Origin of the sequence: Myxococcus sp. AM011, from assembly GCF_013372595.1 — a bacterium.
Classification (GTDB): Bacteria; Myxococcota; Myxococcia; order Myxococcales; family Myxococcaceae; genus Myxococcus; species Myxococcus eversor.
The window spans coordinates 1-25,310 of the sequence record NZ_JABXEM010000111.1 but is presented as its reverse complement, the minus strand read 5'-3'; the positions used below and the strand labels follow the sequence as shown (position 1 = coordinate 25,310).

Below are 25,310 nucleotides of genomic sequence, written 5' to 3'. Positions count from 1 at the left end.
GCGTCGAAGGAGGAACCCGCGGACCCTAGTGAGGGGGTCCGGGAGCGTCAAGGATGGCGCTCACTCCTTGTACAGGGGGAGGTCCTCCAGTCGAATCTGCAGCTTCGTCACCTCACCGGGGCGGACGGGTGCCGACAACCGACGACTCACCCCATCCGCGTTCGTGGGGTCGACCAGCCGCAAGCTGTAGGTCCCCACCGGCAGCGGGAACTTCTGCAGCGGAGAGGTGCCCAGCTGGGTGGCGCCGTCGAACACGGCCGCCCGCGGCACCGTGTAGAGGGTGATCCACCCCATGCCCGCCTTCGCCGCGCCCTTGGGGGTGCTGGTGTCCATCACCTCCGCGACGTCCTCTTCCTGCGTCACGGTGGTGACCGGCTCGGGCACGTCCTTGGCCTTGCTCTCGCCTCGCTTCGGGGTCGGCTTGCTGGAGGCCTCCGCCCCACCCTTCCCGGTCGTCGGTGACGTCGCGGCGTCCTTCCCCTTGCGCGGAGACGTGGCGGACGCGGTGCGCACGACGGGCGTACCGGACGGCTCCGGGGGTTGCTTCTCGACGGGCTCCGGCGCCTCGGGAGCGGGCTCGGTCGGCGCGGGCTCGGGTGCGGCGGCCTGCGCGCCCGGGCGCGGATCCGCCGGAGACGTCGTGCCCGGGAAACCCGGCGGAGGACCCGGCTTCTGCTGCGGCGGCCAGGGCGCGGCCTCCGAGGGGTCCTTCGTGGCCTGCGGGTCCATCTCCGCCTTCACCCAGGCCTTCGCGGAGTCGAGCGCGGGCGCGAACTGCGCTCGGACGGCGGGCAGCGTCGCCGCATAACCCAGGCCCCCCAGCACCAGGAGGAGCACCAGGCGCCCCATCCAGCGCGAGGGAGGCTTCGCCACGGGCGTCTGCCGGGGCGTGTCGGAGCGCTCGGCCCCATTGCGCGCGGCGCCTCGGGCCCCGCTCCGGGCCCCCGCCTGGGCCGCTCCGGGACGCGGAGGACGCGAGCGGAACTGCTGCGTCGACAGCTCACTCGGCTCGTCGAGCGACTCCGAATCCTCCACCGCCTCCTCGGGCTCCGAGGGACGGGGCCTGGGCGTGCGCGAGAGGCCCGACTCCAGGGCAAGCCGGGGCTTGCGCGGCGTCGCCGAGGCACCCTCCGAGGCGCTCCTGCGCTGCGGCACGGCCTTGGGCCCACTGCCAGCACCCACGCGCGTCGGAAGCTCCGCGTCCGTCGCCGTGGTCGGACGCCGCTGCGGCACGGGCTTGGGCGCGCTGCCAACTCCCACGCGCGTGGACACCTCCGCGTCCGAGGGCGCGGCCGGACGCCGCTGCGGCACGGGCTTGGGCGCGCTGCTCACATCCGTGCGGGACTGCACCGCCGTCGACGGAGCGGCCCTGGCGCGCGGCGTGGGGACCCGCGTCGCGGCCCCGGGCTCGGCCACTTCATCCTGTTGGAGCGCGCCGGCCGCCTCACTGACCCGGGCGTCCTCGGCGCTGCTGGCCAGCTCCAGGAGCGTGCGCGTCTTCTGGCGCTTCTCCTTGAACAGCTCGCCCATCACCTCGGTGATGCCGTCCTCGTCGAACAGCTCCGAGCCCAGCGCCGCCTCGATGGCGCGCGCCATCTCCCGGCCACTCGCGAAGCGCTGCGCCACGTCGCGCGACAGCGCGCGCATCACCACCGCGTCCATCGCCTCCGGGATGTCCGGGTTGCCCGCGCGGGGCGAGACGACGTTCGCCTCGACAATCTGCAACATCACCGCGGCCTCGTGCGGACCGTTGAACAGCCGCTGGCCGGTGAGCATCTCGTGCAGCATCACCCCCACGGAGAACAAGTCGCTGCGGCCGTCCATCCCCTGGCCGCGCACCTGCTCCGGGGACATGTACCCGCTGGTCCCCTTCACCGTGCCTACCTGGGTGCGCCCCAGCCGACCGCGCGCCTTGGCGATGCCGAAGTCGATCACCTTGACGACGCCGTCATAGGTGAGCATCACGTTCTTCGGAGACACGTCGCGGTGCACCACCGAGACGGGACGCCCGGAGGGGTCCGTGAAGTGGTGCGCGTAGTGCAGCCCCAGGCACGTATCGCGAATCACCCGGCCGATGAAGCCGAGCGGCAGCGCGTACTGCTGGCGCGCGGCGGCCTTGACCACCTGCTCCAGGTTCTGGCCGGGCAGGAACTCCATGGCCAGGTACAGCTCGCCGCCGTCCTCGCCCAGGTCGAACACCTGCCCGATGTTCGCGTGCGAGAACGCCGCCGTGATTCGCGCCTCATCCAGGAACATCTGGACGAACTGCTCGTCCTTCTTGATGTCCGGGAGGATCTGCTTGACGGCCACGAACTTGCGAAATCCGCCCGGCCCCGAGGTGAAGGCGAGGAACAGCTCCGCCATTCCTCCCATCGAGAGGCGGGTGAGGATTTCGTATTTTCCAATGCGCCGCCCCCGGTCGGGATCTTCGCTGGCGCCATCCTGCCTGGCCATGAGCGCCGGCATGTTATCCGCGCGAGCCACCTCCGTCGATGACAGTCGCGCGAAAAGGACCCACCCCCTTGGGTGGGGCAGGCCGCCGAGCACGCCTCCACCCCCACGCCCGGAAGGAGTCCTCTACACTGACCTGTTCAAACCACGGCGGGGCCACCGCGCTCCGCGCCGAAAGGACGGCAGATGCTTCGCCACGCGCAACGGCTGGGACTCGTCATGGGACTGGTGACGGCGGTGATGCTCGCCTGTGCTCCTCCCGCCAGTGCGGAGGGCCCCTCCTCCAACGACAAGACACAAAACAAGAAAACCCAGGCGAAACCCGCCGCGACACCGAGCGACGCGGAGGACGGAACGGCGAAGCAGCCGCCCGGGAAGGACGACGCGGCGAAGGCCGAGGACGACACGGCGCCGAGCGGAGGCGCGGGCAAGTGCACCGGCAAGGCGACCTTCTGCGGTGTGTACTCGAGCGTCTTCTGCAACAGCCAGCCGGGGTGTTCCTACTCGTATGCCTCGAAGATGTGCATGGGCATCGCCATGGACTGCCAGAAGGCCACGAACGCGACCTTCTGCGGGAAGATCAAGGGCTGCGCCTGGAAGTGACGCCGGGATACTCCGGCGTCACGCGCTCAAGGCCCGCACCCGCTCCGCGAGGTTCTGGGTGAAGAGCCGGTAGATTCGCAGCGCCGCCGCCTCGTGGGTGTCCAGGTAGTGCTCGAAGGCGGCACGGCTGATGCGCAGCGCGCGCACGGCCGTGCGGGCCCGCACGTGGGCGGACACCGGCCCGTCCTGAACCAGGGAGATCTCCCCCAGATACGCGCCCGGCCCCAGCGAGTTGAGCTGGCGCGCATCCGCATCCGGCCCGCTGAACACGTCCACCGTCCCCTCCAGGAGCACGAGCAGTCCGACGCCGGGCTCGCCCTTCTCCAGCACCACGGCGCCCTGCGCGAGCACCACCTGCCGCGCCTGCCGGTAGAGGTCCTTCATGTCCTCCAGGCCCAGCTCGCTGAAGATGGGGATGGCCTTGAGGAAGCGATATCCGTTGGCCACCGGCGTGGCGATGGCCGCGTTGCGCCGCCCGAGCACCGCCTCCGCCTCCGCGTTCATCCCCATGCGCCGCAAGAGGCGCGCGCGCTCGGTCACCATCGCGGGCTCCGCGCGAGCCACCTCGGAGCTGGCCAGCGCGTCCACCAGCACGGCGAGCGCCCGGTGCGTGAATCCCTCCACGTCCAGCAGCCGGCACATCCGCAGCACGGCCTCGATGTAGCGAGGGTCCTCGGGCGTCACTCCGCCCAGCGCCTCGACCTCCGCGTGCGGCTGGCCCAGCTCCCGGTAGAGGTCCGCCGCGTCGAAGAGCCGCTTGAGCCGGACCAGGCACTGCGCCATGGACTCGCGCGCGCCCAGGCCGCGATAGACCTCCAGCGCTCGCTCCAGGGCTCCGCCGCGCTCGAAGGCCGCCGCCGCGCGCTCGGAGTCTCCCGCGCGCAGCCATGCCTCCGCCGCTTCCATGTACTGGCCGCTCTGGCCGTAGAGGTCCGCGGCCGCCGCGTCGTCGCCGCTGCCATCCATCAGTCGGGCGGCGCCCAGGAAATCCCGCGCGCGGCGCAGCACCTCCACCAGTCCGCGCCGCTCCTTCACCGGCCCTTGGGCCGCCTGCTTTCGAAGCCGCTCTCGTTGCGAGGCGCCCAGCTCCTCGTAGAGCTGTGCCGCCTCGTCCGTCTCGTCCAGCTCCACGAGCGACCGCACCGCGCGCAACGCGCCCTCTGCATCCGTCCCCATGCGTGCGCCCCCCACGCTCTGACCGCCTGTGGCTCCTGGCATGTCACATCCCTCCGGCCCGGTAGGCCGCCAGAAAAGGCCCGGTTCAGCGCTTTTACCGCGCCCCCCCGACTGTCACGACGCCCCTTACCTCGTGAAGCACCCTAAACGTGAGATAGAAAGCATCAAGGTCGAAACACCATGCCACACGCGCGCCCCGCCACCGTCGTCGCCTGGCGCCCGCTCTCGGTTCCCGAGATGCAGGTGGTCCGAGTGGAGAATGACACCCGCCTGTGGACAGGCCACTCCACCAGCTACGGCCTCACCGTGACGTATGGAGGCGCGTTCGACTTCTGGTACCGCAAGCGCACCTGGACCCATGGGCCCGGCCGGAGGATCAAACTCAAGGAGCCGGGCGAGGTGCACCGCGACGAGCGGATCCACGCGCCCGTCACCGCGCAGTCCGTCACCTTCTCGCCAGTCCTTGTCGAGCGAGCGGCACACCTGCTCGGTCTCTCGCGGACACCCCACCTGAGCACCGCGCTGTCCCACGGACAGGGACGCCTGGAGCTCGCGGCCCTCGCGCTCCATGACGCGCTGGCCCTTCGGACACCGGACTCCCTGGAGTGTGAATCGCGGGTCGCGGAGACGCTCGAGGCCCTGCTCACCGAGTACGGCGAGACGCGCCGCGACGGACACCCCAGCGCCGGCCGCACCCACGGCTCGAGCGAATGCGGCGCCCGAGCCCTCCAGTGGCCTGCGCGTGACGTGGCGCGGTCACGCCGCGTTCGAGGTCACCTCTCCTGGAGGAACGCGCCTGCTCATCGACCCGTGGCTGACGGACAACCCGAGCACGCCCACCGCGTGGAAGTCCCTCGCGCGCTTCGCCGAGGAGAAACCCACCGCCATCCTCGTGACGCACGCCCATGGAGACCACGCGGGTGACGCCCCGGAGCTGGCCCGCGTGACGGGGGCGCTCATCGTCACCACGGGCGAGCACCTGCGGGCCATGAAGATTCCCGAAGCGCAGCAGCACAGCGTCAACGTGGGAGGTGGCTTCACGCTCGGCGACGTCCAGGTGCATGCCGTGCCAGCGATGCACTCGACGGAGCCGGGAGGAAGACCGCTGGGCTACGTGCGCACCTTCGCGGATGGACGCTCGCTCTACCACACGGGCGACACCTGGCTCTTCGGCGACATGTCGCTCATCCAGGAGCTGTTCCATCCGGACATCGTCCTGCTCGCCACGGGAGGTGGACGCTGGGCGATGGGGCCCGACACCGCGGCGCTGGCCATCCGGAAGTACTTCCGCCCATCCCTCATCGTCCCCATGCACTACGGCACCTTCGAGCCCCTCTCCACCGAGCCCCAGGTGCGCGCCGCGTTTCGAGGGGACCGCCGGGTGAGGTTCCTCACGCCAGGACAGCGGACCGCGCTAGCCAGCACGAGTCAGCGAGGCGTGCGACGAGACACCCGACGACGGCGCGCGGGAGGCGTGCCCCTGCGCGCCTGAGTCCGGGTGCTTTTGCGCGCCGGCTTTCCGCCCCCCGGCCCCTCCACGCTCGACAACACCAGGTGCTTCAAGAGCGCGTAGATGGGCGATGGGTCGAACTTCGAATCCAGCATCGCCTGGAGCGCGAGCCCGTCGAAGCACGCCTTGATGATGACCGCGTAGTGCAGGTCCAGGGGCTCAGGCTTCGCCGCGTCTCCACCCCGGTAGCGGGCCACCGTCCGCGCCACCTCCAGGTCCCCCTGGGCCTGAAGCTCGGCGACGGCGGACGTCAGCTCCGGATTGCGCAGCCCCAACGCGAACAGCTCATAGCGCAGGCGGAACTGCTCGGGTGACGCGCGCAGGTGACGCTCGCCCCACGCGAAGCTCGTGTCCGCCAGTTGCTCCAGCGGCGTCTCCTCGCGCAGCCGGCGCAGCTCCTCCGAGTACTGCTGACTGTGCTCGCGCGTGACGGCCAGCAGCAGCGCGTCCTTGCTGCCGAAGTAGTAGTGCACCAGGCCCTGGTTCACCCCGGCCACGCGCGCCACCTCCTTCACCGTCGTCGCGTCGTAGCCACGCTCCGCGAGCACGCGCGAGCTGGCGGCGATGAGGCGCTCGCGGGCATCCGGCTCGCCCGAAGCGGACGGCTCCGGAGGAGGACTCGACGGTGTCTTGCCGCTGCGTGGACGGGCCATCTGTCCCCCATAGGACGCCAGACACCCACCCGCAAGCGCGCCCCACCCCGGCTGCCCGGTCGCCTTGACATCACTCAGGCCCCGCCTTAGTTAGTCGTGTAACTAAATTAGTCGAACGACTAAATGGAGAGCACGATGCGAGTCCAGTCACGAGGAGCCCTGAAGGTGGTCCTGGCGTTGGTGGCATTGCTGGGGGCGCCGGCCCTGGCGGATGACGCCGGGGAGACGATTCCGCCGCGAGAGCGGGAGCGGCGAGGAGCGGTGCTGTTGGAGATTCAGCCGCCCGCGCTGGATGCGTCCATGTACGGCGTCCGCCTGGATATCTCGCCGTCGTTCGACGGGCCCTTCTCCTTCGGCCTGATGACGCGCGCGGGACAGTGGGGCAACACCGTGGGCGTGAGGACGCGCTTCGATGGGGCGGAGCTGGGCGAGGTGAAGCTCAACTACGCGGTGGGCGCCGACGCGCGCTACACGGTGGTGAAGCTCGCGAATGGAACGCTGCGGCCCTTCGTCGGGCTGACGGCGGGCTTCGAGGAGTTCGTCGCGCGCTCCGGCAAGGGCCCGTCTCAAGGCGCCAGCACCACGGCGTTCCTGGAGCCTGCGGTGGGCGTCATGTGGCGGCCGGGGTCCGGGCGACTGGGACTGACGGCGCGCGGTGGACCGGGGTTCACCTTCACGGACACCCGCGAGCTGCGCGTCACCGGAGGCGAGCTGACGCTGCGGCAGGTCTACCCGACGGCCTCGCTGGGACTGCTCGTCGTCCTCTGAGCATCCCCTTCGATTTCCCTGTCGAGCGCGTGACACGCGACGCCCGCCACACCGTGCCCACACCCGAGTCGTCTCTTCACCGTGGTGAGGTCTCCCACGGGATGGCCCCAATCCTCCGGGGCTGTCCTTCACGCAACACGCTTGCCGAATCGCAGGAGCCCGCGCCATGAGGACGTCGTTCCAGGCCTTCACTCTCATGGGGTGGGCCCTGCTCGGGCTCGCGTGCGGACAGAGTACCCCTCCCGCCGCGCCGCCCACCGCCGTGCGCATCGCCACCGTGGGCCGCTCCGGGACGACCGCTGACGCGCGCTTCTCCGCCGAGATTCAGCCCGCGACCCGCGTGGACCTGGCCTTCAAGGTCGGCGGCTACGTGGAGTCCATCGCCAAGGTGCGGGATGTCGACGGCCGCCCCCGCATCCTCCAGGAGGGCGACAACGTCCGCGAGGGCATGGAGCTGGCGGCGCTGCGCAAGACGGACTACTCGCAGAAGCTCACCGAGGCCCGCGCGGCGCTCGCCCAGGCCCGCGCCGCCGAGGAGCAGGCGCAGATCAACTTCGACCGCACGACGAAGCTCGTCACCGCCGAGGTCCAGACTCCCGCGCAGCTCGATGCCGCGCGCACGCAGCGGGACAGCGCCGCCGGAGCCGCCGCCGTTGCCCGGGCGCGCGTGGAGGAGGCCCGCACCGCGCTCGATGACACGCAATTGCGCTCGCCATTGACGGGCGTGGTGCTCAAGCGCGCGGTGGAGGTCGGCGCCCTGGCCGCGCCCGGCACCGTCGCATTCTCCGTCGCGGAGACGCAGAGCGTGCGCGTGGTGTTCGGCGTACCTGACACGCTGCTGCCCAGCGTCCGACTCGGCGCTCCTCAGGCCGTCATCACCCAGGCCTTTCCCGGTCAGCAGTTCGAGGGACGCATCTCCCGCATCGCTCCGTCCGCGGACCCGAAGAGTCGCGTCTTCGCCGTGGAGGTCTCCATCCCCAACGCTGACCAGCGGCTCAAGCCCGGCATGGTGGCCGCGCTGTCACTGCGCGACGGAGGCTCCGCCCGGCTCCAGCCCGAGCTGCTCGTGCCGCTGTCCGCCATCGTCCGCGCCCCCGGCAAACCCGACGGCTTCGCCGTGTTCATCCTCCAGGACCAGGACGGCAAGGCGTTGGTGCATGCCCGCGAGGTGACGCTCGGCGAATACCTGGGCAACGTCATCCCCGTGAAGCAGGGGCTCCAGGCCGGTGAGCGCATCGTCGTCACCGGAGCCAGCCTCCTGTCCGACGGCGAAGCGGTCGAGGTGATTCCTTGAGCGCTCCCACTGACGAGTCCGGCCCGCCTCCGAATCCCGAGCAGGCGGAGCGGGCGCGCGACGAAGCCCTGGTGCGCCACAAGCACAACACCGCGCGCTACTTCACGGAGAAGCGCCAGGTGGCGTGGGTCTTCCTCGCCTTCACCCTCGCGTGGGGCGTCTACGGATACTTCAAGATGCCCAAGGCGAAGGACCCCGTCATCGCCGTGCGTGTCGCCGTGGCCACCTGCCTGTGGCCCGGGGCCGAGGCGGAGAAGATTGAACAGCTCGTCACCCGCCGCATCGAACAGAAGATCTCCGAGAACGCCAGCGTCGAGAAGATTGAATCCATCAGTCGCACCAGCCTGTCCGTCGTCTACGTCACGCTGAAGGAGGACGTGACGGACCGGGCCAAGGAGTTCGACGACATCCAGGGGCGGCTCGACACCATTCGAGACCTGCCCTCGGGTGCAGGCCCCGTGCAGTTCCTGAAGGACTTCGGAGACACCGCCACGCTGATGCTCACGGTGGCCAGTCCGCAGGCGAACGACGTGGAGCTGGAGCTGCGCGCTCGCGCCATCGCCCGCGCCATCGAGGACGTCCGCGCCTCCGCGAAGTCCCATGACTCCCGCGCGACGGTGGTCGTGAGCTTCCCCCCCGCCATCAACGCGACATCCATGCAGCGGCTGGGAGACCAGGCGCGCCAGTTCTTCGACACCCTGGCCGAGACGGACGACGCCCGGCTCATCCAGAGCCCCGGCTTCATCGGCGTGGACATGGCCACGTCACTGGACGACGCCGAGCTGCTGGCACACCTGCGCGCGTTCGCCCAGGACCACCTGAGCCTCTCCGAGCTGCATCCCGACGTGTGGCGGCCCATCGTCGTGCGCTCGCCCAAGGATGCGCTGGCGCGCCTGACGGAGAACGCCGGGGACCGCTACAGCCACCGGCAGCTCGACGACTTCACCGACACCCTCCAGCGGCACCTCCAGCGCCTGCCCGTCGTCTCCAAGGTGACCCGCACCGGAGTCCTGCCGGAGAAGATCTATCTCGAGTACTCCCAGGAGCGCCTCGCCTCCTACGGCGTCAACCAGTCGGGGCTGGCCAACCTCATCTCCGCGCGCAACATCACCGCGCCCGGCGGAATCCTGGAGATTGGCGGCAAGAGCGTCACCATCGACCCGTCCGGCGAGCTCACCAGCGAGACGCAACTGGGTGACATCCTCGCCACGCCCAGCGGCGGCACGCCGGTGTATCTGCGCGACCTGGTGGACGTGCGCCGCGACTACCAGAGTCCGCCCCGCTTCCTGAACTACCTGGATGCACGCAACGCCCAGGGCCACTTCGTCCGAAACCGCGCCATCACCCTGGCCGTCAACATGCGGCCCGGAGAGCAGATCGACTCCTTCGGAAAGGCGGTCGACGCGGAGCTGGCCCACGTCAAGCGGCTGCTCCCCGAGGACCTCGTCATCCGCCGCACGTCGGACCAGCCGCTCCAGGTGAAGGAGAACGTCGACCTGTTCATGTCGTCGCTCTACGAGGCCATCATCCTCGTCGTCCTCGTCGCGCTCATCGGCTTCTGGGAGTGGCGCACCGCCCTGCTCCTGGCCCTGTCGATTCCCATCACCCTGGCGATGACCTTCGGGTTGATGCACGTGTTCGGCGTGGACCTCCAGCAGATCTCCATCGCGTCGCTCATCATCGCGCTGGGCCTGCTGGTGGACGACCCTGTCGTCGCGAGCGACGCCATCAAACGCTCGCTGGCCATGGGCTGGAAGCCGCGCATCGCCGCGTGGCTCGGGCCGACGAAGCTGGCCACCGCCATCCTCTTCGCCACCCTCACCAACATCGCCGCCTACCTGCCCTTCCTCTCGCTGCCCGGGGACACCGGCCGGTTCATCCGCACGCTGCCCATCGTCCTCACCCTGTCCCTGGTGGCCTCCCGCATCGTCTCCATGACGTTCATCCCTCTGTTGGGCTCCACCATCCTCCGCGCGCCCGAGCACGCGGAGGTGCCCATTGAACAGCAGAGCCCGCGGAGCTTCGCCCGGCGCTACCAACAGGTCGTCGGCTGGGCCATCGACCACCGGCTCCTCGTCGTCGGCGTCTCGCTGGTCATCCTCGTCGCGGGGGCGCTGGTGGGCACCCGCGTCAGATCCGCCTTCTTCCCCAAGGACTTGTCCTATCTGTCCTATGTGGACGTCTGGCTGCCCGAGGACGCCACCCTCACCGCGACGCGAGACACGGCCCGCGAAGCCACGCGCATCCTCCAGGAGGTGGCGGCGGACTACGGCGAGGTGCACGCGAAGGACGGCGGCAGGCCCCACGAGATTCTCGAATCGGTGACGGAGTTCATTGGAGGAGGCGGCCCGCGCTTCTGGTTCTCCGTGGCGCCGGAGCTCCAGCAATTCAACTACGCGCAGCTCGTTGTCCAGGTTCGCAACAAGGAAGACACCCGCCTGCTGGTGCCGCGCTTCCAGGAGGCCTTGTCCCGGCGAATCGCGGGGGCGCGCATCGACGTGCGCGAGCTGGAGACGGGCAAGCCGGTGGGCATCCCCGTGTCCATCCGCATCTCCGGCGAGGACATCTCCCAGCTCCGAGCCATCGCCGAGCGCGCCAAGGCCATCTTCCGCGCGGTCCCCGGGACGGCGCGCACGCGGGATGACTGGGGCAGCGACACGTTCTCCGTGAAGCTGGAGGTGGACCCGGACCGCGCCAACCTCGCTGGCGTCACCAACCTGGACGTCGCCACGTCCTCCGCCGTCGCCATGAATGGCATGACGGTGGGCCAGCTTCGCGAGGGAATCCATCAAATCGACATCGTGGCCCGGCTCCGCGCGGAGGAGCGCGCCCGGCTCGGCGACATCGAGAACCTCTACGTCAGCTCTCGCACCGGGCCCCAGAAGGTACCGCTGCGACAGGTGTCCCGCGTCACCTACTCGCTCCAGACGGAGAAGATCCGACGCCGCAACCAGTTCCGCACCATCACCGTCGCGACCTTCCCCCAGCCGGGGGTCCTCCCGTCGGAGGTGATGAAGGAGGCGCGCCCCGGACTCGACGCGCTCCAGAAGAGCCTGCCCATCGGCTACACGCTGGAGATTGGCGGCGAGGCCGAGGAGCAGAAGAAGAGCTTCGCCAGCATGGTCGTCGTGCTGGGCATGCTCATCGTCGCCATCTACGTAATGCTCGTCATCCAGTTCAAGAACGCCGTCAAGCCGCTGGTCGTCTTCGCGGCCCTGCCCTTCGGCGCGGCGGCGGCGCTCGTCTCGCTGGTCATCATGGGCGCGCCGTTCAGCTTCATGGCCTTCCTGGGCATCATCAGCCTGATGGGCGTCATCGTCAGTCACATCATCGTCCTCTTCGACTACATCGAAGAGGCGCACGAGCGCGGCGAGTCCCTGCGCGAGTCGCTGCTCGATGCCGGCGTGCACCGGCTGCGGCCCGTGTTGGTGACGGTGGCAGCCACCGTGCTGGGGCTCATCCCGCTCGCGCTGCATGGCGGGCCGCTGTGGCAACCCCTGTGCTACGCGCAGATTGGCGGACTCACCGTGGCCACGGTGTTGACGCTGCTGCTCGTCCCGGTGCTCTACACCCTCTTCGTGAGGGACCTGCGCTGGATTCGCTGGGACGCTCACCCCCAGGAGAAGCCTCCCGAGGCGAGCACTCGGTGAGACAGGCGGTGGATTGAACGGGGACGTGCCCCTGGCCCTCATCGGAGGGGGTCTCCAGTTTCCTGGATGGAAGCCCCCATGACGGCCGCACGCTCCAGTGCCACCCTGCGCCCACTCGAAAAGGTGCTCGACTGGCTGGTTCCCGCCGTGTGTCTGCTGGCCGTCCTGGTGACGACCGCCGCACTCGTTGGCTGGGCGCTCGGCAGCGTGCGGCTCACCCGCGTGCTCGACCTACCGGGTGCCGGGCCGATGATGCCCATCACCGCGATGGGCCTGCTCGCCACGAGCGTGTCGCTCTGGCTCTTGCACAAACAGCCGATGAGCCCACGCAGGCGGCTGGCCGGACAAGCCCTGGCGCTGCTCGTCCTCCTCGTCGGTGGACTGATTCTCTTCGAGTACCTGGCGCGCGAGGACCTGGGCCTCGACCTGCTCTTCTTCGAACGGACAGTGCTCAGGATGGCGCCGGACCTGCCAGGCCGTCCGTCTCCCCTGACGGCGTTGAGCCTGTGCTTCCTGGGGCTGGCCTTGCTGCTGCTTCACATCAGGACACGCAGGGGAGGACACCCCGCCCGACTCCTGGCGCTGTTCGTCTCCGTCATCGCCGCGCAGGCGCTCATCGGCTACGCGTACCTGGAAGAAGCCCCCCGCGCACCTCCGCCAGGGCTCGCGACGTTCGGGCCCTATCAGCCCATGGCCCTGCACACGGCGCTGGTGTGCCTGGTGCTGTCGCTCGGCGTGCTCTGCGTCCATCCCAGGCGCGGACTGGTGGGCGTGCTGCTGCGGAACGATGCGGGTGGGCTCATGGCGCGCAGGTTGCTGCCGGCGACCATCCTCATCCCGCTGGTCGTCTGGGGGCTTCGTTTGCTCAGCGAGCGGCTGGGGTTTCGCGACGCTCCCTTCGGGACCTCCGTGTTCGCGCTCGTCACGGTGGTCGCGTTCCTGGCCATCCTGGCGCGCAACGCCCATGCCCTGTCACGGCTGGACGCGAGCCAACGCGAGGTGGAGCGCTCCCTGCGCGACTCGGAGGCCCGCTTCTCCGGCATCGTCAACAACGCGGCCGACGCCATCATCACCATCGACGCGCGCCAGCACATCACCCTCTTCAACACCGGCGCGGAGCAGATCTTCGGCTACGCCTCGGACGAAGCCCTGGGGCAGCCCATGAGCCTTCTCCTGAAGGAGCCGCTGGGCACGAGCATGGGCACCCGCGAGGAACACCGTCGGCTGCTCGGGCTTCGCAAGGGGGGTGAGGTGTTCTCGGCGGAGGCCACCCTCGCCGACGTCTGGGTGGAGGGGACCTGGCAGCGCGTGGTCATCCTCCGGGACATCAGTGCTCGCGAGCGCGAGGAGGAGGCCCGGCGGAATCGCGAGGAGCTGTTCCGCACCGCCTTCGAGCACGCGCCCATCGGCATGGCCCTGGTGGGGCTGGAGGGGCAGTTCTTGAACGTGAATGGAGCGCTGTGCCACATGCTCGGATATTCGCGCGAGGCCTTGGGAGCGCTGTCGTTCCAGGACCTCACCCATCCCGAGGATTTGGAGAAGGACCTGCTCGAGGTGAAGCGGTTGCTCGACGGGGAACAGGCGACCTACCAGTTGGAGAAGCGCTACATCCACAAGCAGGGCTCCCTGGTCGACGTCCTGCTGACGGCCTCGCTCGTCCACGACTCCTGGGGCAGGCCGCTCCATTTCATCTCGCAGATTCAAGACATCTCCGAGCGCAAGCGGCTGGAGAGCGACTGGTTGTTGCTCGCGGAGGCCGGCCCCCGGCTGGCCAGCTCGCTGGACCCGCGGACGACGCTCTCCACGGTGTCGCGGCTCATCGTTCCGGCGCTCGGGGACCTCTGCCTCATCGCCATGCTCGACGAGAGCGGGCGCGTCCTGCGCAGGGAGTGCCTGGCGGCCTCGCCGGAGAAGTCGAGGCTCCTGGAGGCGCTGTTCGACATGTATCCCCAGGCGGCCTTCCGGCGCGGGAACGGCCTCGCGGAGGTCTTCCAGACGGGTCAGTCCCTCCTGTTGGAAGAGGTGCCATTGAGCTTGCTGGAGACCACGGCGGAGGAGCCACGGCACCTGGACATGTTGACGCGGCTGGCGCCGCAGTCGTGCATCGTCGTCCCGCTGAGCGCGCGGGGGCACATGCTCGGCGTCGTCGCGCTGGCCACGTCCGAGTCGGGGCGTCACTACGGGCCCAGGGACCTGGCGCTGGTGGAGGAGGTGGCGCGCCGTGCCGCGCTCGCCATCGACAACGCCAGCCTGCATGCCCAGTCCGAGGAGGCCACGCATCTGCGGGACGAGGTGCTGCGAATCGTGGCGCATGACCTCCGCTCGCCGCTGAACGTCATCGCGTTGAGCGCGGGGACGTTGATGAAGCGCTCGCCCGCGGAGCGGGCCTCGGACTCCCGGCCACTGAACTCCATCCAGAAGGCGGTCATCCGTGCCACCACGCTCATCGAGGACCTGCTGGACGTGGCGCGGATGCAGGGTGGCGGGCTCAGGGTGGACCGACGGCCGGAGTCGACGGAGACCTTGTTCCAGGAGGCGTTGGATCAGCACCGCGCGCTCGCGGACGCGCGTTCCGTCCACCTCCAGGTTGAACTCGCGCCCGACGTTCCGCCCATGTTCGTCGACCGTGATCGGGTGCTGCAGCTCTTCTCGAACCTGATTGGCAATGCACTCAAGTTCACCCCCATGGGAGGGATTGTCACGCTGTGCGCGGAGCCGTGGGGGGACATGGTGCGGTGCTCGGTGAAGGACACCGGCTCGGGAATCCCGGCCGAGGACCTGCCCCACCTCTTCGAGCCCTTCTGGCAGGCGGGGAGCCGGCACAAGGACGGCGCGGGACTGGGGCTCACCATCGTGAGGGGAATCACCGAGGCCCATGGGGGCCACGTCTGGGTGGAGAGCCACCCGGGCCTCGGCACGACGTTCTACTTCTCGCTCCCCGCCGTGAAACGAGCGGACACCTCGCTCACACGGCACGCCTGAGCCAGCGGCTCAGTGCGGCGCGGGCACGGTCCGCTTCACGAGCCACTTTTCGGCTGTGACTTCGGCGGAGGCGAGGCTCGACAGCACGGCCAGCAGTTTGTCCTCAATCTCAGTGATGGAGGAGCGCATCTTGTCGGGCACGAGGTCGGCGACGTCCTCGAGTTCGGTCGCCAGGTGGATGGCGTGGCGGAGCTCCGGATGGACACCGGGAGTCTCCAGCCGGGCCAGGAGCGCGGGGCCGAAGAGCTGACGACAGGCATAGGCCGCGGTGACCGCACCCGAATTCAACGCGCGACACATACCCAGGGCCGAAATCGCCACCAGTCGCTGCGCATCATCGCCGCCTTCCGCGCGCAGCGACACGTCCTCCAGCGAAGCCCCGCGGGTTGACGAGGACTCACTCATTGATTGCTCCAACCGGGCTTCATCTTGAAGTTGAACACCTTCCCTGACGCGCTTTCAAAGTAGTGGAGTGACACTGGAGTTACCCCCGCCATCATCTTGCGCGGAGCACTCCGTGGCACGGGCCTCGCTTCGGTTGGACGCCGCAGGGTAGGTTGGGCTAGCGGGTACAATCCACCCGTAGCGAGGGATAAGCGATGAAAGTCTTCGCGACTCGAGTTTGGGGATTTGATCCTTGGACCTGGCCCGTCGTGGTCTTCGGACGGGAGGGCGACCTCAACAGCCTCTTGGCGAGGTCCATGTCTGGTGACCGGATCGCCTTCGCGGCCACGCTCGACCAGGAGCGGGTCGAACCCCAAAACAGGGGTCGGATTCTGGGTATGGCCGAATTCGGCCGGCAGATTGTGCGTACCGAGTTGCTCGTTCAGCGCGAGCACATTTCGCTCCACGATCTCGACGAGACCGGCCGGGTGAGGTGGCCTTATGCATTGCCAATGACGAAAGCGTGGAGGTTCCCGACCCTTCCTGAGACGATGGACACACTGGGCCACCAGCTTCCCTATAACGCGACCTCGCAGGCCGTCCTGCTGGACGACGACGAGACGAAGGCCATCGGCCGGCTGATATCCGAGCCGGTGGATCTCCCGCCAGTGGTCAAGCGGTACCGCGCTATCGTCGACGCGCTCCCCCGCAGAACGCCCACCAGGGGTCCCACACCGACGTCGGCAACCTTCTCCGTGGAGCGTGTCGCGGAGCAACGCGCGTTCACCTACTGCCTTCAGTTCGGCAAGCGGGATGTCTGGAAGATTGGCCACACTGTCGACCCGAAGCAGCGCCTGCGCGAGGTGAATACCCACGTGCCGAGTGAAGCCATCGGGGAGTGCTGGCAGATTGTCTTTACGCACGCCTGGGCTTCCAGCGCCGACGCCTTCACCATGGAGCAGGTCGTCCTGAAGTCCCTCGAGCGGTTCCGTACCGAGGGAGAGCGCGTCCAGTGCTCCAGGAAGGAGATCAACCGCGCTTGGCAAGCGGGCCTCTTCACGGAACGTCGAGCCCCATGAATTCGCCCATAGATATCCTGCGTTCGCCTTCGTTGTCGACCTACCGGGAGCAGCTCGTCGAGTACGTGTTCCTCTCAGAACTCCTCCAGGATGGATGGCTGCGCCGTCGTCAGCGCATCGATGTACTGCGGGCCGACGTGGACGCCGCAGGCTATGACCTGGTGCTGGAGTGTGGTGGCGTCCTGCGCCACGTGCAGCTCAAGAGCAGCGTCGAGGGCGGCAGCACACGTGAACAAAAAGTTCACATTGACCTCGCAGCACACACTTGCGGCTGTGTGGTGTGGGTAATCATCGAGGAGAGAGCAGATCAGCGCATCCGGCTGCGCTTTCGCGTGATGGGCGGCGGTCCACGTCAACCGCTGCCCGACCTGAGCGAGTTCCTCGTCGCGACACACACAAAGAGCAATGCCGAGGGAGTCAAGACGGAGCGGCCGAGCATCCGTGTCATTCCGCAGCGATACTTCACAGAACTTGCCACCACCACAGCGCTGTCGGATTGGCTGTTTGGAGTGCCTCCGAAGTGAGAACAAGGACGGGTCACAACCAGGACTGGCCGCACACCGAACGAAGGGCTCCCTCAATGGGGCCCCCGCGCGAAGTCAGTGCCAGCAACTCAGTGCGGCGCAGGCACGGGGCCGTTGCTCGCCGGCCGCTGTCCACGCGTCCTCGGCTCTGGCACCTCACGCGAGCCCTGGCTCGCCGCGCGCTCCAGCGTCGACTCCGTGAAGATGCTCAAGCCCAGCTCCGGCCTGTAGCCGTGCACCTCCTTCACGTCGAGCTTCCTCATGAACTCCACGATGCCGGGACTCACCTCCTGCCCCGGTACCAGGATGGGGAACCCTGGCGGATACGGCACCACGAAACGCGTGGACACCAGCGGACGCCCTGACTCCAGCGCCTTGCCTGCTTCCGCCAACGTCACGTACTCGCAGTTCTCCTCGCGGTAGGCCATGAAGAACGCGCTCCGGATATCACCCTCCCCCACTCCCCCCGACGGCTGGAACGCGGGATGGAAGCCACTGAAGTCCGGCAGCGGCGGCAGCTCCTCGGTGATGGCCCGCACCTTCCCATCGAACAGCCGCCGCTCCGCCTCCGTCGCCTGCGACAGCATCGACTCCAGCCGCTCCACCTCGTGCCGCAGCCCATCCAACAGGAACGACAGCGAACCCCACGTGACGCCAATCGTCGCGTTCATCAACACCGTGTTGATGGACGTGTGGTTCACCTGGATGCCCAGACGCTCCATCAGCACCTTGCTCCGGAACTCGAAGCCGTTGCGCCCCGTCAGCGCCGTGAAGAGCGTCAGACGCGTCGGGTCCAGCACGAACTCGTCCTGGCTCCACGCCCGCGTCATGTCGTCCACCCCCGCCGAGCCCGGCCCCACGTAGCGATTCAGCCCCGATTTGCGGAAGACCTCCGGAACCATCTGCTCCGCGTCCAGGATTCGCAAATAACGGTGCAGCAACGGGTCTTCCCGCACGCGCTCCCGCATCCGCATCGCGAGCTGGTACGCCTCCTTCACCATCGCGAAGCCCTCCAGGTCCACCTGCCGCCGCGCCAGGTCCAACGACGCCACGATTTGATGGTTCGGAGACGTGGTGAGGTGCGTGAAGTACGCCTCCGTGAGCGGCGCCGCCGCGCGCCGCTCGAAATCCTCGTCCCAGACATGCAACATGGACCCCTGCCGGAACGCCGACAGCGACTTGTGCGTGGACTGCGTCGAATACACCCGCACCCGCACCTTGTCCGGGTCCGCCATCAACCGGTCCTCGAGCGCTCGCCCTCCCGACGCCGGGTCCGCATCCCCCCGGCGCGCCCGCCACGCGCGGTACTCCTCGCGGTATTCCCGGCTGCGCAGCCGCTCCGCCAGCCGCTTCGCCGCCGTCATCGCCGTGCGCTGCCGAGCCAACGGCATGAACGTGGCGTACGCGAACCACGCCTCATCCCAGAGGAACGACAGGTCCGGCTTGATGGCCAGCAGTTCCTCCATCACCCGCTCCGGGTGATACACGAGCCCGTCGAACGTGCAGTTGGTCAGCACCACCAGCTTCACCTTGTCCAACCGCCCCGCCGACTTCAGCTCCAGCAGCTTCGCCTTCAGCGTGCTGAGCGCCACGCCGCCGTACATCGCGTACTCGCGCACCGGATACGCATCCAGGTACACCGGATGCGCCCCCGCCAGCACCAGCCCGTAGTGGTGGGACTTGTGGCAGTTGCGGTCGATGAGCACCACGTCGCCCGGCTCCAGCAACGTCTGGTGGACGATCTTGTTCGCCGTCGACGTGCCGTTGGTGATGAAGAAGGTGCGCTGCGCGCCGAACGTCCGCGCCGCCTTCTCCTGCGCTTCCTTGATGGAGCCCGTCGGCTCCAGCAGCGAGTCCAACCCACCCGCCGTGGAAGACGACTCCGCCATGAAGAGGTTGGGGCCGTAGAACTCCCCCATGTCCCGCAGCCAGCGCGAGTTGAAGACGGAGTGGCCCCGCGCAATCGGCAGCGCGTGGAAGTTGCCGATGGGCCGCGAGGCATAGTGTTTGAGCGCATCGAAGAACGGCGTCCGGTACCGCTCACGCACGCCATCCACCACGGTGACGTTCAGCTCGTGCGCGGACTCGTACCGGTAGAAGACGCGGTCGAAGAGGCGATCGGTTTGCAACTCCCGCCCCACCAGCGACTCGTCCGTGACGAGATAGAGATTGAGATGCGGGCGCAGCCTCCGCACCCAGCGCGCCACCACGACGCTCGCCGCCTCGCCCCGCTGCTCCGCCTCCGCGAGCATGGGCTCCAACGTGGAGCGCAGCTGCTTCACCGGCGAGCGCGAGCGCAGCGGCAGGTCCTGCCGCACCACGCAGACCTGCACGTCGTCATTGACGAGCACCGCCACCAGCGCGTCCTCCACCGAGCGGACCTGGAGCAGCTCGTAGATGAACTGCTTCTCCCCGCGCTGCGCCTCCACCATCCCTTGATGGACCCGCGCGAAGTCCTCCGGCGCCATGTCATCCACCACCAGCGTGGTGAAGTAGTGCGAGCCCTCCGGCCCCACCTCCCCCATCGCCCCAGAGCGCACGCCATCCACTTCCGGCAGCAGACAGGCGCGGTCCCTGTGCAGACTCAACAGCCCCGCCAGGCGGCGCACCTCGTCGGCCAGCGCCTCCACGTCGTGCCGGCGAGCCATCTCCGCCAGGCGCAGCAGCCGCGCCTCGCCCGGAAATACGAAGAGCCGTTCAATGGGGTGCACCTCCGCGAAGAGCGACAGCAACTGCTCCACGTGCTCGGGCGTGACCTTCCCCTCCGCATGACGCGCCTCCAGCCGGCTCATCTCCTCCCGCAGCCGGTTCCACACGTCCAGACGGACCTGCTCCGGATTCAAGACCGCGGACAGCAGATGTGCTTGGACACTGGACTCCAGCGAGGTCATGGGCTCCGCCATGGCTCTCCACCCTTTCGTCGACGAGCACTGGCGGAGCGCCGTGCGACACGACGTCGGACAAGGTAGCCGTCACACTTCCACGGCCAAGCCTGCACGGCGGGGAGGGGCCGCATCCCCATGCATGGCTTCATGGGCGCGGGGGCTCTCCTGCTCGGGCGCCCTCGTCATTGCAACGGAGCCTCCGAGTCCTCACTCCTCAACCACCGAAGCCGGGCGCCTTGTGTCCGCTCGTGAGCGCCCTCGTCCTTGGGAGGAGATGACATGAAGCTCGCACGCCATGGTCGCAGAAGCTGGTTGCTCTCCACGTGGCTCCTGGCACTCGCTGGCCCCGGCCTCGCATTCGGCGCGAGCCCCAAGACGGCCACGAAGCCGTCGACCGCCGCGACCTCGGCCGCTCGCCCCTCCCCGGGAGACGAGGCCATGCCCACGGAGACGGAGATTCAACAGGCGCTCCAGAAAGCCCACCAGGCATTCCGCGGCACCAAGGAAGGCAAGAACGCGGACTACATCCCGTACCTCGCCACGGTGAACCCCAACCTCTTCGGGCTCGCGCTCGTCACGGTGGAGGGGAAGGTCTACACGGTGGGCGACGCCACCTCCACCTTCCCCATCGAATCCCTCTCCAAGCCCTTCACCCTGGCGCGGCTGATGGAAGAGGTGGGCGCCAAGCGGGTCGAGGACAAGATTGGCGTGGATGCCACCGGGCAACCCTTCAACTCCATCGTCGCGATTGAGATGAACAAGGACCACCGCGCCGGCAATCCGCTGGTCAACGCGGGCGCCATCACCTCGGTGAGCATGATTCCGGCGGCTTCGTCCGAGGACCGCTGGAAGAAGATCAGCGACAACTTCAACGACTTCGCGGGCGCGGACCTCCCGGTGAATGAAGAGGTCTACAAGTCGGAGACGGCGACCAACACGCGCAACCAGTCCATCTCCGCGCTGCTGGACTCCTACAAGGTGCTGGGCTCCCCCCGGGAACAGGCGCTCGACCTCTACACGCGCCAGTGCTCGGTCAGCGTCACGGCCACGCAGCTGGCCACCATGGGCGCCACGCTGGCCAACGGCGGCGTCAATCCCATCACCGGCAAGAAGGTCATCAGCCCGGATACGGCGCGCCGCACGCTCGCGCTGATGGCGACCAACGGCCTCTACGAGAACACGGGCGAGTGGCTTTATCAGGCGGGCGTCCCCGCCAAGAGCGGCGTGGGCGGTGGCATCGTCGCCGTCGTGCCCGGTCGCTATGCCATCGCCGCCTTCTCTCCGCCGCTCGACAAGGCGGGCAACAGCGTGCGCTCGCAGCGCGCCATCAGCCAGGTCGTCAACTCGCTGGGAGACAATCTCTACGCCGCCACTCCTGGCACGGGCAGCCAGCAGGGCACCGGCGGCGCGGGGCGCGACATGAAGCAGAAGAATCCCCCGTCGCCGTAGACAGGTACCTCGGCCGCTCCACACCAAGGGCCCCTCCACCCCGGTTCGGAGGGGCCCGCGACCAGGCTCCAAAGCAAGGCTTCAGCCCCCCGCGGATTCACGGCCTCCCTCCCGCGAGAACGAGGCCGCTGTCCGTCAATCATCGCCGACGTGTCCCACGCGTCCGCTCCGAGATAGCCCGCGAGCCGGGAGGCTGGCACCCCACTTCAGCATGCCCAGAGTGCCGCACGGGTCCGTGTGCGAGCACACGCGGGCAGCGCTCGTTCGGGGGAGCAGGGTATGCGTTGGATGCGAGTGGCGGCGGTCATCGCCGCGATGGGCAGCGGACTTCTCATGCCGGCCGTGGGCCACGCGCAGGACGACGACAAGGACGACAAGGACGACGACAAGGGCGACAAGGACGACGACAAGAAGCCCACGCTCACGGGCGGCTTCGACGAGAAGAACGGCTTCCATCTCCAGTCGGAGGATGGGAACTACCTGCTCGGCATCGGGCTGCAGGCCGGCTACAAGTTCGAGCCTGTCTTCCTGGATGGCGAGGCGGAGTCGCGCACGGCCTTCTCGTTCCTCCGGCCCATCCTCCGCGGAAACATCTACCGGCCGTGGATCCGCTTCTGGACGTCGCTGGAGCTGGCGGACCCACCGCTGTACCTGCTCGACTCGCTGGTGGAGATCCAACCCATCGACGCGGTGGGCATCCGCGCGGGTCAGCAGTACACACCCTTGAGCCGGCACGAGTCCTGGGGACCGCAGCAGATCCTCTTCCCCGAGTTCGCCACCGTCGCCAACTACTACTGGACCGGCCGTGACAAGGGCGCGACGATTTTCGGGACGATGGAGCACCTGGAGTACTACGCGGGCATCTACGGCGGCTCGCCGCTGCGCTCCATCCGCTCCGAGCCCGGCAAGTTCCAGTTCAACGCGCGGGCGACGTTCTCCCCCATGGGCAAGCCCGGCTACGGCGAGCTGCCCTACATCATGTCGGGGGACAAGGAGCCGCCTCCGCTCAACGTCTCGTTCACCTTGCAGGGCGCGGGGGGCGACGTGATGCAGGTGAAGGAGAACTTCAACCCGGAGGCCGGCGTCTTCCAAATCCTGAGGACCGGCGAACGGCGCTTCATCACCGGCGGCGTGGACCTCTTCATCCAGGCGCGCAGGTTCAGCTTCTTCGGCGAGGCGTACCTCAGCCGGATGGACCCGCGGGACTCCCCCGCGCGCAACTTCTCCAGCTTCGGCGCGTGGGTTCAGGCCGACTATGTCTTCTACAAGAAGGTTCTCGATGCGGGCGTGCGTCTGAGCTACCTCAACCCGAGCTTCGACCTGGATGATGACCTGCTCTACATCGCGGAGGCGCAGCTCGCCTGGTTCGTCAACGCGCCGCACCTGGCCTTCAAGCTGCGCTACCAGATTGCCCACCAGCAGACCGCCGCGGGCGCGGAGGCCGCCTCCGTCGTCATCGCCAAGGACGCGGGCACCTCGCAGCTCATCACCCTGCAGCTCAACCTGGCGTTCTAGCGCCTCCCACGCTGGGCATGGACACCTGCTTTGCGTTATCCCTGCGACTGGCAAGGAGACGCGAAGCCATGCAGCCCATCGACCACGCGCAGCTCTCGCGGCTGGACCTGAATCTACTGGTGGCGTTCGACGCCCTCATGCGCGAGCGCCATGTCACCCGGGCCGCCCACCGCATCGGCCTGGGCCAGCCCGCGATGAGCCACCACCTGGCCCGGCTGCGCGAGTTGCTCGGCGATGAGCTCTTCACGCGCGCCCCCACGGGAATCACCCCCACGCCTCACGCCCAGGCGCTCGCGGAGCCCGTGCGCACCGCGCTCGCGTGTCTCCAAGGCGTGCTCACCCAGCGCCCCTTCAACCCCGCCACGCAGGAGCGCCACTTCCGCGTGAGCCTGTCGGACGGGCTGGAGTCCGCGCTGATGCCGCCATTCCTCGCGCTCATCGCCGAGGAGGCGCCCGGCGTCACCCTCTCCCTCTCGCCGCTCCAGGAAGCCCAGGGCCTGGCGATGCTGGATGACGGCTCGCTCGACTTGCTGGTGGGCCCGCCCCTGGAGCAGGCCCCGCATCACAAGCTGCGGCTGTTCTGCGCCGGGGGATACCTCGTGGTGTTCGACCCGAGCGCCGTGCGGGTGGATACGCCGCTGTCCCTGGAGGATTTCCTCTCCATTCCCCATGTCCGCGTGTCGCGACGCGCGGATTCCAGCGACGCGGTGGATGACGCGCTCGCGCGGCTCCGCCTGCGCCGCCGCGTGGCCGTGCAGACGACCCATGCGCTCAGCGTGCCGCACCTCTTGCGCGGCGCTCGGCTGCTCGGCCTGCTTCCCCGGCGCTCGGCCCTGGCGAGCGCGAAGGCCTTTGGCTTGAGCGTGAGTCCTCCGCCCCTGGCCTTGAGCGCGGACAGCATCGCGATGCGCTGGCATGCCTCGCGAGACTCCGACCCGGGCCACATCTGGCTGCGCGAGGCGATGTTCCAGGCGGCGGCGTCGAGCGGCGAGGACGGAGCATTCACCCGCGTGGCGGCGAGGACGCCCCCGCCGCCCAAGCGCTCCCGTCAGAAGGTCGCGATGGGGTTGACGGGCGAGCCCGTCCCGCCCTCGACGGCCAGGGGCGCGATGCTCAGGAGGAAGTCGTAGCGTCCACGGGCCGTGGCCACCTTCGCCAGGGCCTCCAGGTCCGCGTTGTCGATGACGTGGACGCCCAGCGTGTTGATGAGCAGCAGGTGCACGGGAATCAGGAGGCCCTCCACGCCCGAGGGCAACACGTCCAGCCCGACATCCGTCGCGACGACGGCGACACCGCGCGCGGCGAGCCACTCCACGCTGGACACATGCAGCCCCGGTGAGTGCGAGGACACGTCCCACGCGCCCACCGCCGCGCGGCGGGCCCAACGCCCCGTGCGGACGATGACGGCATCTCCGCTCGTCACCTTCACCTTCGTCTTGCGCTCCCACGCCTCCAGGTCCGCCGCGTGGATGGGCGTCCCCGGCTCCAGGTAGGGCACGCCCTTGAACGCCGCCATGTCGATGAGCACCCCGCGCGTGGTGAGCCCGTCGCGCACCGTGTTCACCGACAGCACCGAGCAGCCCTTCGCGTCGACCTTCGACTGCGCGTAGCCGTTGTACGTCCGGCCCTCGTCGAAGACGTGGCAGAGCGCGTCCAGGTGCGTGTGGGACCAGCCGTGGAAGCCGAGGGCCAGCCGGTCCGCGCTGTACGTGGACTCGGGCGCCTCTCCATGGAAGAGCATCTGGTGCTCCAGCGGTGACGGGACGTCCGCGGCCTGTCGCGTCTCCAGCGTGTGCGCCAGTGAGACGGACACGCCCTCGCGCACCAGCCTCGCGGCCTCCTTGCGCTTGGCCGGAGTGATGAGGTTCGCGGTGCCGAGCTGATCCTCCGGGCCCCAGCGTCCCCAGTTGCGATGTTGCGTCTTCCACGTCTGGATGGCCTCGGGGCTCGACAGTCCCCGCGAGACGGGCGTGCTCGGCGGCGGCGTGGCGACCGCGACACCGGTCAACCCCACGCTCGCGAGGAGGACCAGGACTTGGATGGACTTCTGGAACATGACGCTCTCCGTTGCGGGCCTCCCCGAGGGCGGGAAGGCAGCCTCGCCCTCCTCGCGGTGCGGGAGCGGCGGCGCCACGTACGTAGCGACGGGGGGCGCGAGGGCCCAATCGAGCCCGTCGATGACGGTCATCGACGCACGTGCCGGGCGGGCTGTAACCCTCCGCGCTACAGGCCGACGGGATTTGTAGCCTTCCAGACCACGCCTTGTGTCCGTGGGCGGTGATGACCCTGGGACCGGGTGTGGCGGCACACCCACTGCATTGTGAGAAATCGCCACACGGCCGGGAGCAACCCACCACGACCGTGCGCTCCGTTGAGCGGGGGGGCCC

General features: G+C 68.7%; 17 protein-coding genes and 1 pseudogene. 12 read left to right on the top strand and 6 right to left on the bottom strand.

Going from position 1 to position 25,310, the window contains the following annotated elements; translation table 11 throughout:
- Positions 1-60 precede the first annotated feature (60 nt).
- Entirely contained in the window at positions 61-2,466 is a 2,406-nt protein-coding gene (locus tag HUW62_RS23030; protein ID WP_255203591.1) for a protein kinase, read from the bottom strand.
- Positions 2,467-2,637: 171 nt separating this feature from the next.
- On the opposite strand from HUW62_RS23030, the gene HUW62_RS23025 reads away from it, so the two are divergent.
- Entirely contained in the window at positions 2,638-3,054 is a 417-nt protein-coding gene (locus HUW62_RS23025; protein WP_163870654.1) for a hypothetical protein, read from the top strand.
- 18 nt (positions 3,055-3,072) lie between these two features.
- On the opposite strand, the gene HUW62_RS23020 is transcribed toward HUW62_RS23025, so the two are convergent.
- The gene (locus HUW62_RS23020; protein ID WP_240357124.1) at positions 3,073-4,230 is read right to left on the bottom strand and encodes a cyclic nucleotide-binding domain-containing protein; all 1,158 of its coding nucleotides are present in this window, start codon (positions 4,228-4,230) and stop codon (positions 3,073-3,075) included.
- A 180-nt stretch (positions 4,231-4,410) separates the two neighbouring features.
- Between HUW62_RS23020 and HUW62_RS50045 the strand changes: the two are divergent.
- Positions 4,411-4,845: pseudogene (locus tag HUW62_RS50045) on the top strand (AraC family ligand binding domain-containing protein); the annotation flags it as partial.
- Between the two features lie 127 nt (positions 4,846-4,972).
- The gene (locus HUW62_RS23015; RefSeq protein WP_176435628.1) at positions 4,973-5,722 is read left to right on the top strand and encodes a metal-dependent hydrolase; all 750 of its coding nucleotides are present in this window, start codon (positions 4,973-4,975) and stop codon (positions 5,720-5,722) included.
- Here the strand turns inward: HUW62_RS23015 and HUW62_RS23010 are convergent.
- Positions 5,659-6,393, bottom strand: coding sequence for a TetR/AcrR family transcriptional regulator (locus tag HUW62_RS23010; protein WP_163870650.1), 735 nt, complete (start codon positions 6,391-6,393; stop codon positions 5,659-5,661). The genes HUW62_RS23015 and HUW62_RS23010 overlap by 64 nt on opposite strands.
- Positions 6,394-6,528: 135 nt before the next feature.
- On the opposite strand from HUW62_RS23010, the gene HUW62_RS23005 reads away from it, so the two are divergent.
- The 4 genes from HUW62_RS23005 (at position 6,529) to HUW62_RS22990 (ending at position 15,087) form a co-directional block, all read left to right on the top strand.
- Positions 6,529-7,161 (top strand): hypothetical protein, encoded by a 633-nt coding sequence (locus tag HUW62_RS23005; protein ID WP_163870649.1) that lies wholly within the window; start codon positions 6,529-6,531, stop codon positions 7,159-7,161.
- A 166-nt stretch (positions 7,162-7,327) separates the two neighbouring features.
- On the top strand, positions 7,328-8,455 hold the full coding sequence (locus tag HUW62_RS23000; RefSeq protein ID WP_163870648.1) for an efflux RND transporter periplasmic adaptor subunit: 1,128 nt from the start codon (positions 7,328-7,330) through the stop codon (positions 8,453-8,455).
- Positions 8,452-12,105: an efflux RND transporter permease subunit gene (locus HUW62_RS22995; RefSeq protein WP_176435627.1), complete on the top strand. Its 3,654-nt coding sequence runs from the start codon at positions 8,452-8,454 to the stop codon at positions 12,103-12,105. Before HUW62_RS23000 ends, HUW62_RS22995 begins: the two co-directional genes overlap by 4 nt.
- Before the next feature lie 78 nt (positions 12,106-12,183).
- Positions 12,184-15,087: a PAS domain-containing sensor histidine kinase gene (locus tag HUW62_RS22990; RefSeq protein WP_176435626.1), complete on the top strand. Its 2,904-nt coding sequence runs from the start codon at positions 12,184-12,186 to the stop codon at positions 15,085-15,087.
- A 9-nt stretch (positions 15,088-15,096) separates the two neighbouring features.
- Here HUW62_RS22990 and HUW62_RS22985 read toward each other — a convergent pair whose 3' ends face one another.
- Complete coding sequence (locus tag HUW62_RS22985) at positions 15,097-15,450, bottom strand: DUF3969 family protein (RefSeq protein WP_240357123.1); 354 nt, start codon at positions 15,448-15,450, stop codon at positions 15,097-15,099.
- A 236-nt stretch (positions 15,451-15,686) separates the two neighbouring features.
- Here HUW62_RS22985 and HUW62_RS22980 point away from each other — a divergent pair, with 236 nt between their 5' ends.
- On the top strand, positions 15,687-16,550 hold the full coding sequence (locus tag HUW62_RS22980; protein WP_176435624.1) for a GIY-YIG nuclease family protein: 864 nt from the start codon (positions 15,687-15,689) through the stop codon (positions 16,548-16,550).
- Positions 16,547-17,074, top strand: coding sequence for a hypothetical protein (locus HUW62_RS22975; RefSeq protein ID WP_176435623.1), 528 nt, complete (start codon positions 16,547-16,549; stop codon positions 17,072-17,074). Before HUW62_RS22980 ends, HUW62_RS22975 begins: the two co-directional genes overlap by 4 nt.
- A gap of 89 nt (positions 17,075-17,163) precedes the next feature.
- On the opposite strand, the gene HUW62_RS22970 is transcribed toward HUW62_RS22975, so the two are convergent.
- Positions 17,164-19,977 (bottom strand): aminotransferase class I/II-fold pyridoxal phosphate-dependent enzyme, encoded by a 2,814-nt coding sequence (locus tag HUW62_RS22970; RefSeq protein ID WP_217911493.1) that lies wholly within the window; start codon positions 19,975-19,977, stop codon positions 17,164-17,166.
- Positions 19,978-20,238: 261 nt separating this feature from the next.
- On the opposite strand from HUW62_RS22970, the gene glsA reads away from it, so the two are divergent.
- From glsA to HUW62_RS22955, 3 genes are all read left to right on the top strand, one after another.
- Positions 20,239-21,408 (top strand): glutaminase A, encoded by a 1,170-nt coding sequence (glsA, locus tag HUW62_RS22965; protein WP_163870643.1) that lies wholly within the window; start codon positions 20,239-20,241, stop codon positions 21,406-21,408.
- 279 nt (positions 21,409-21,687) lie between these two features.
- Entirely contained in the window at positions 21,688-22,923 is a 1,236-nt protein-coding gene (locus HUW62_RS22960; protein ID WP_163870642.1) for a porin, read from the top strand.
- A 68-nt stretch (positions 22,924-22,991) separates the two neighbouring features.
- Positions 22,992-24,053 (top strand): LysR family transcriptional regulator, encoded by a 1,062-nt coding sequence (locus HUW62_RS22955; protein WP_163870641.1) that lies wholly within the window; start codon positions 22,992-22,994, stop codon positions 24,051-24,053.
- Here the strand turns inward: HUW62_RS22955 and HUW62_RS22950 are convergent.
- Positions 23,972-24,979, bottom strand: coding sequence for a cyclase family protein (locus HUW62_RS22950; protein WP_176435622.1), 1,008 nt, complete (start codon positions 24,977-24,979; stop codon positions 23,972-23,974). The two genes, HUW62_RS22955 and HUW62_RS22950, sit on opposite strands and share 82 nt — an antisense overlap.
- Positions 24,980-25,310 lie beyond the last annotated feature (331 nt).

Coding starts and splice junctions, on each gene's coding strand:
- HUW62_RS23030 (WP_255203591.1), bottom strand. CDS start 2,466: ATGCCGGCGCTCATGGCCAGGCAGGATGGCGCCAGCGAAGATCCCGAC.
- HUW62_RS23025 (WP_163870654.1), top strand. CDS start 2,638: ATGCTTCGCCACGCGCAACGGCTGGGACTCGTCATGGGACTGGTGACG.
- HUW62_RS23020 (WP_240357124.1), bottom strand. CDS start 4,230: ATGGGGACGGATGCAGAGGGCGCGTTGCGCGCGGTGCGGTCGCTCGTG.
- HUW62_RS23010 (WP_163870650.1), bottom strand. CDS start 6,393: ATGGCCCGTCCACGCAGCGGCAAGACACCGTCGAGTCCTCCTCCGGAG.
- HUW62_RS23005 (WP_163870649.1), top strand. CDS start 6,529: ATGCGAGTCCAGTCACGAGGAGCCCTGAAGGTGGTCCTGGCGTTGGTG.
- HUW62_RS23000 (WP_163870648.1), top strand. CDS start 7,328: ATGAGGACGTCGTTCCAGGCCTTCACTCTCATGGGGTGGGCCCTGCTC.
- HUW62_RS22990 (WP_176435626.1), top strand. CDS start 12,184: ATGACGGCCGCACGCTCCAGTGCCACCCTGCGCCCACTCGAAAAGGTG.
- HUW62_RS22980 (WP_176435624.1), top strand. CDS start 15,687: ATGAAAGTCTTCGCGACTCGAGTTTGGGGATTTGATCCTTGGACCTGG.
- HUW62_RS22975 (WP_176435623.1), top strand. CDS start 16,547: ATGAATTCGCCCATAGATATCCTGCGTTCGCCTTCGTTGTCGACCTAC.
- HUW62_RS22970 (WP_217911493.1), bottom strand. CDS start 19,977: ATGGCGGAGCCCATGACCTCGCTGGAGTCCAGTGTCCAAGCACATCTG.
- glsA (WP_163870643.1), top strand. CDS start 20,239: ATGAAGCTCGCACGCCATGGTCGCAGAAGCTGGTTGCTCTCCACGTGG.
- HUW62_RS22960 (WP_163870642.1), top strand. CDS start 21,688: ATGCGTTGGATGCGAGTGGCGGCGGTCATCGCCGCGATGGGCAGCGGA.
- HUW62_RS22955 (WP_163870641.1), top strand. CDS start 22,992: ATGCAGCCCATCGACCACGCGCAGCTCTCGCGGCTGGACCTGAATCTA.
- HUW62_RS22950 (WP_176435622.1), bottom strand. CDS start 24,979: ATGTTCCAGAAGTCCATCCAAGTCCTGGTCCTCCTCGCGAGCGTGGGG.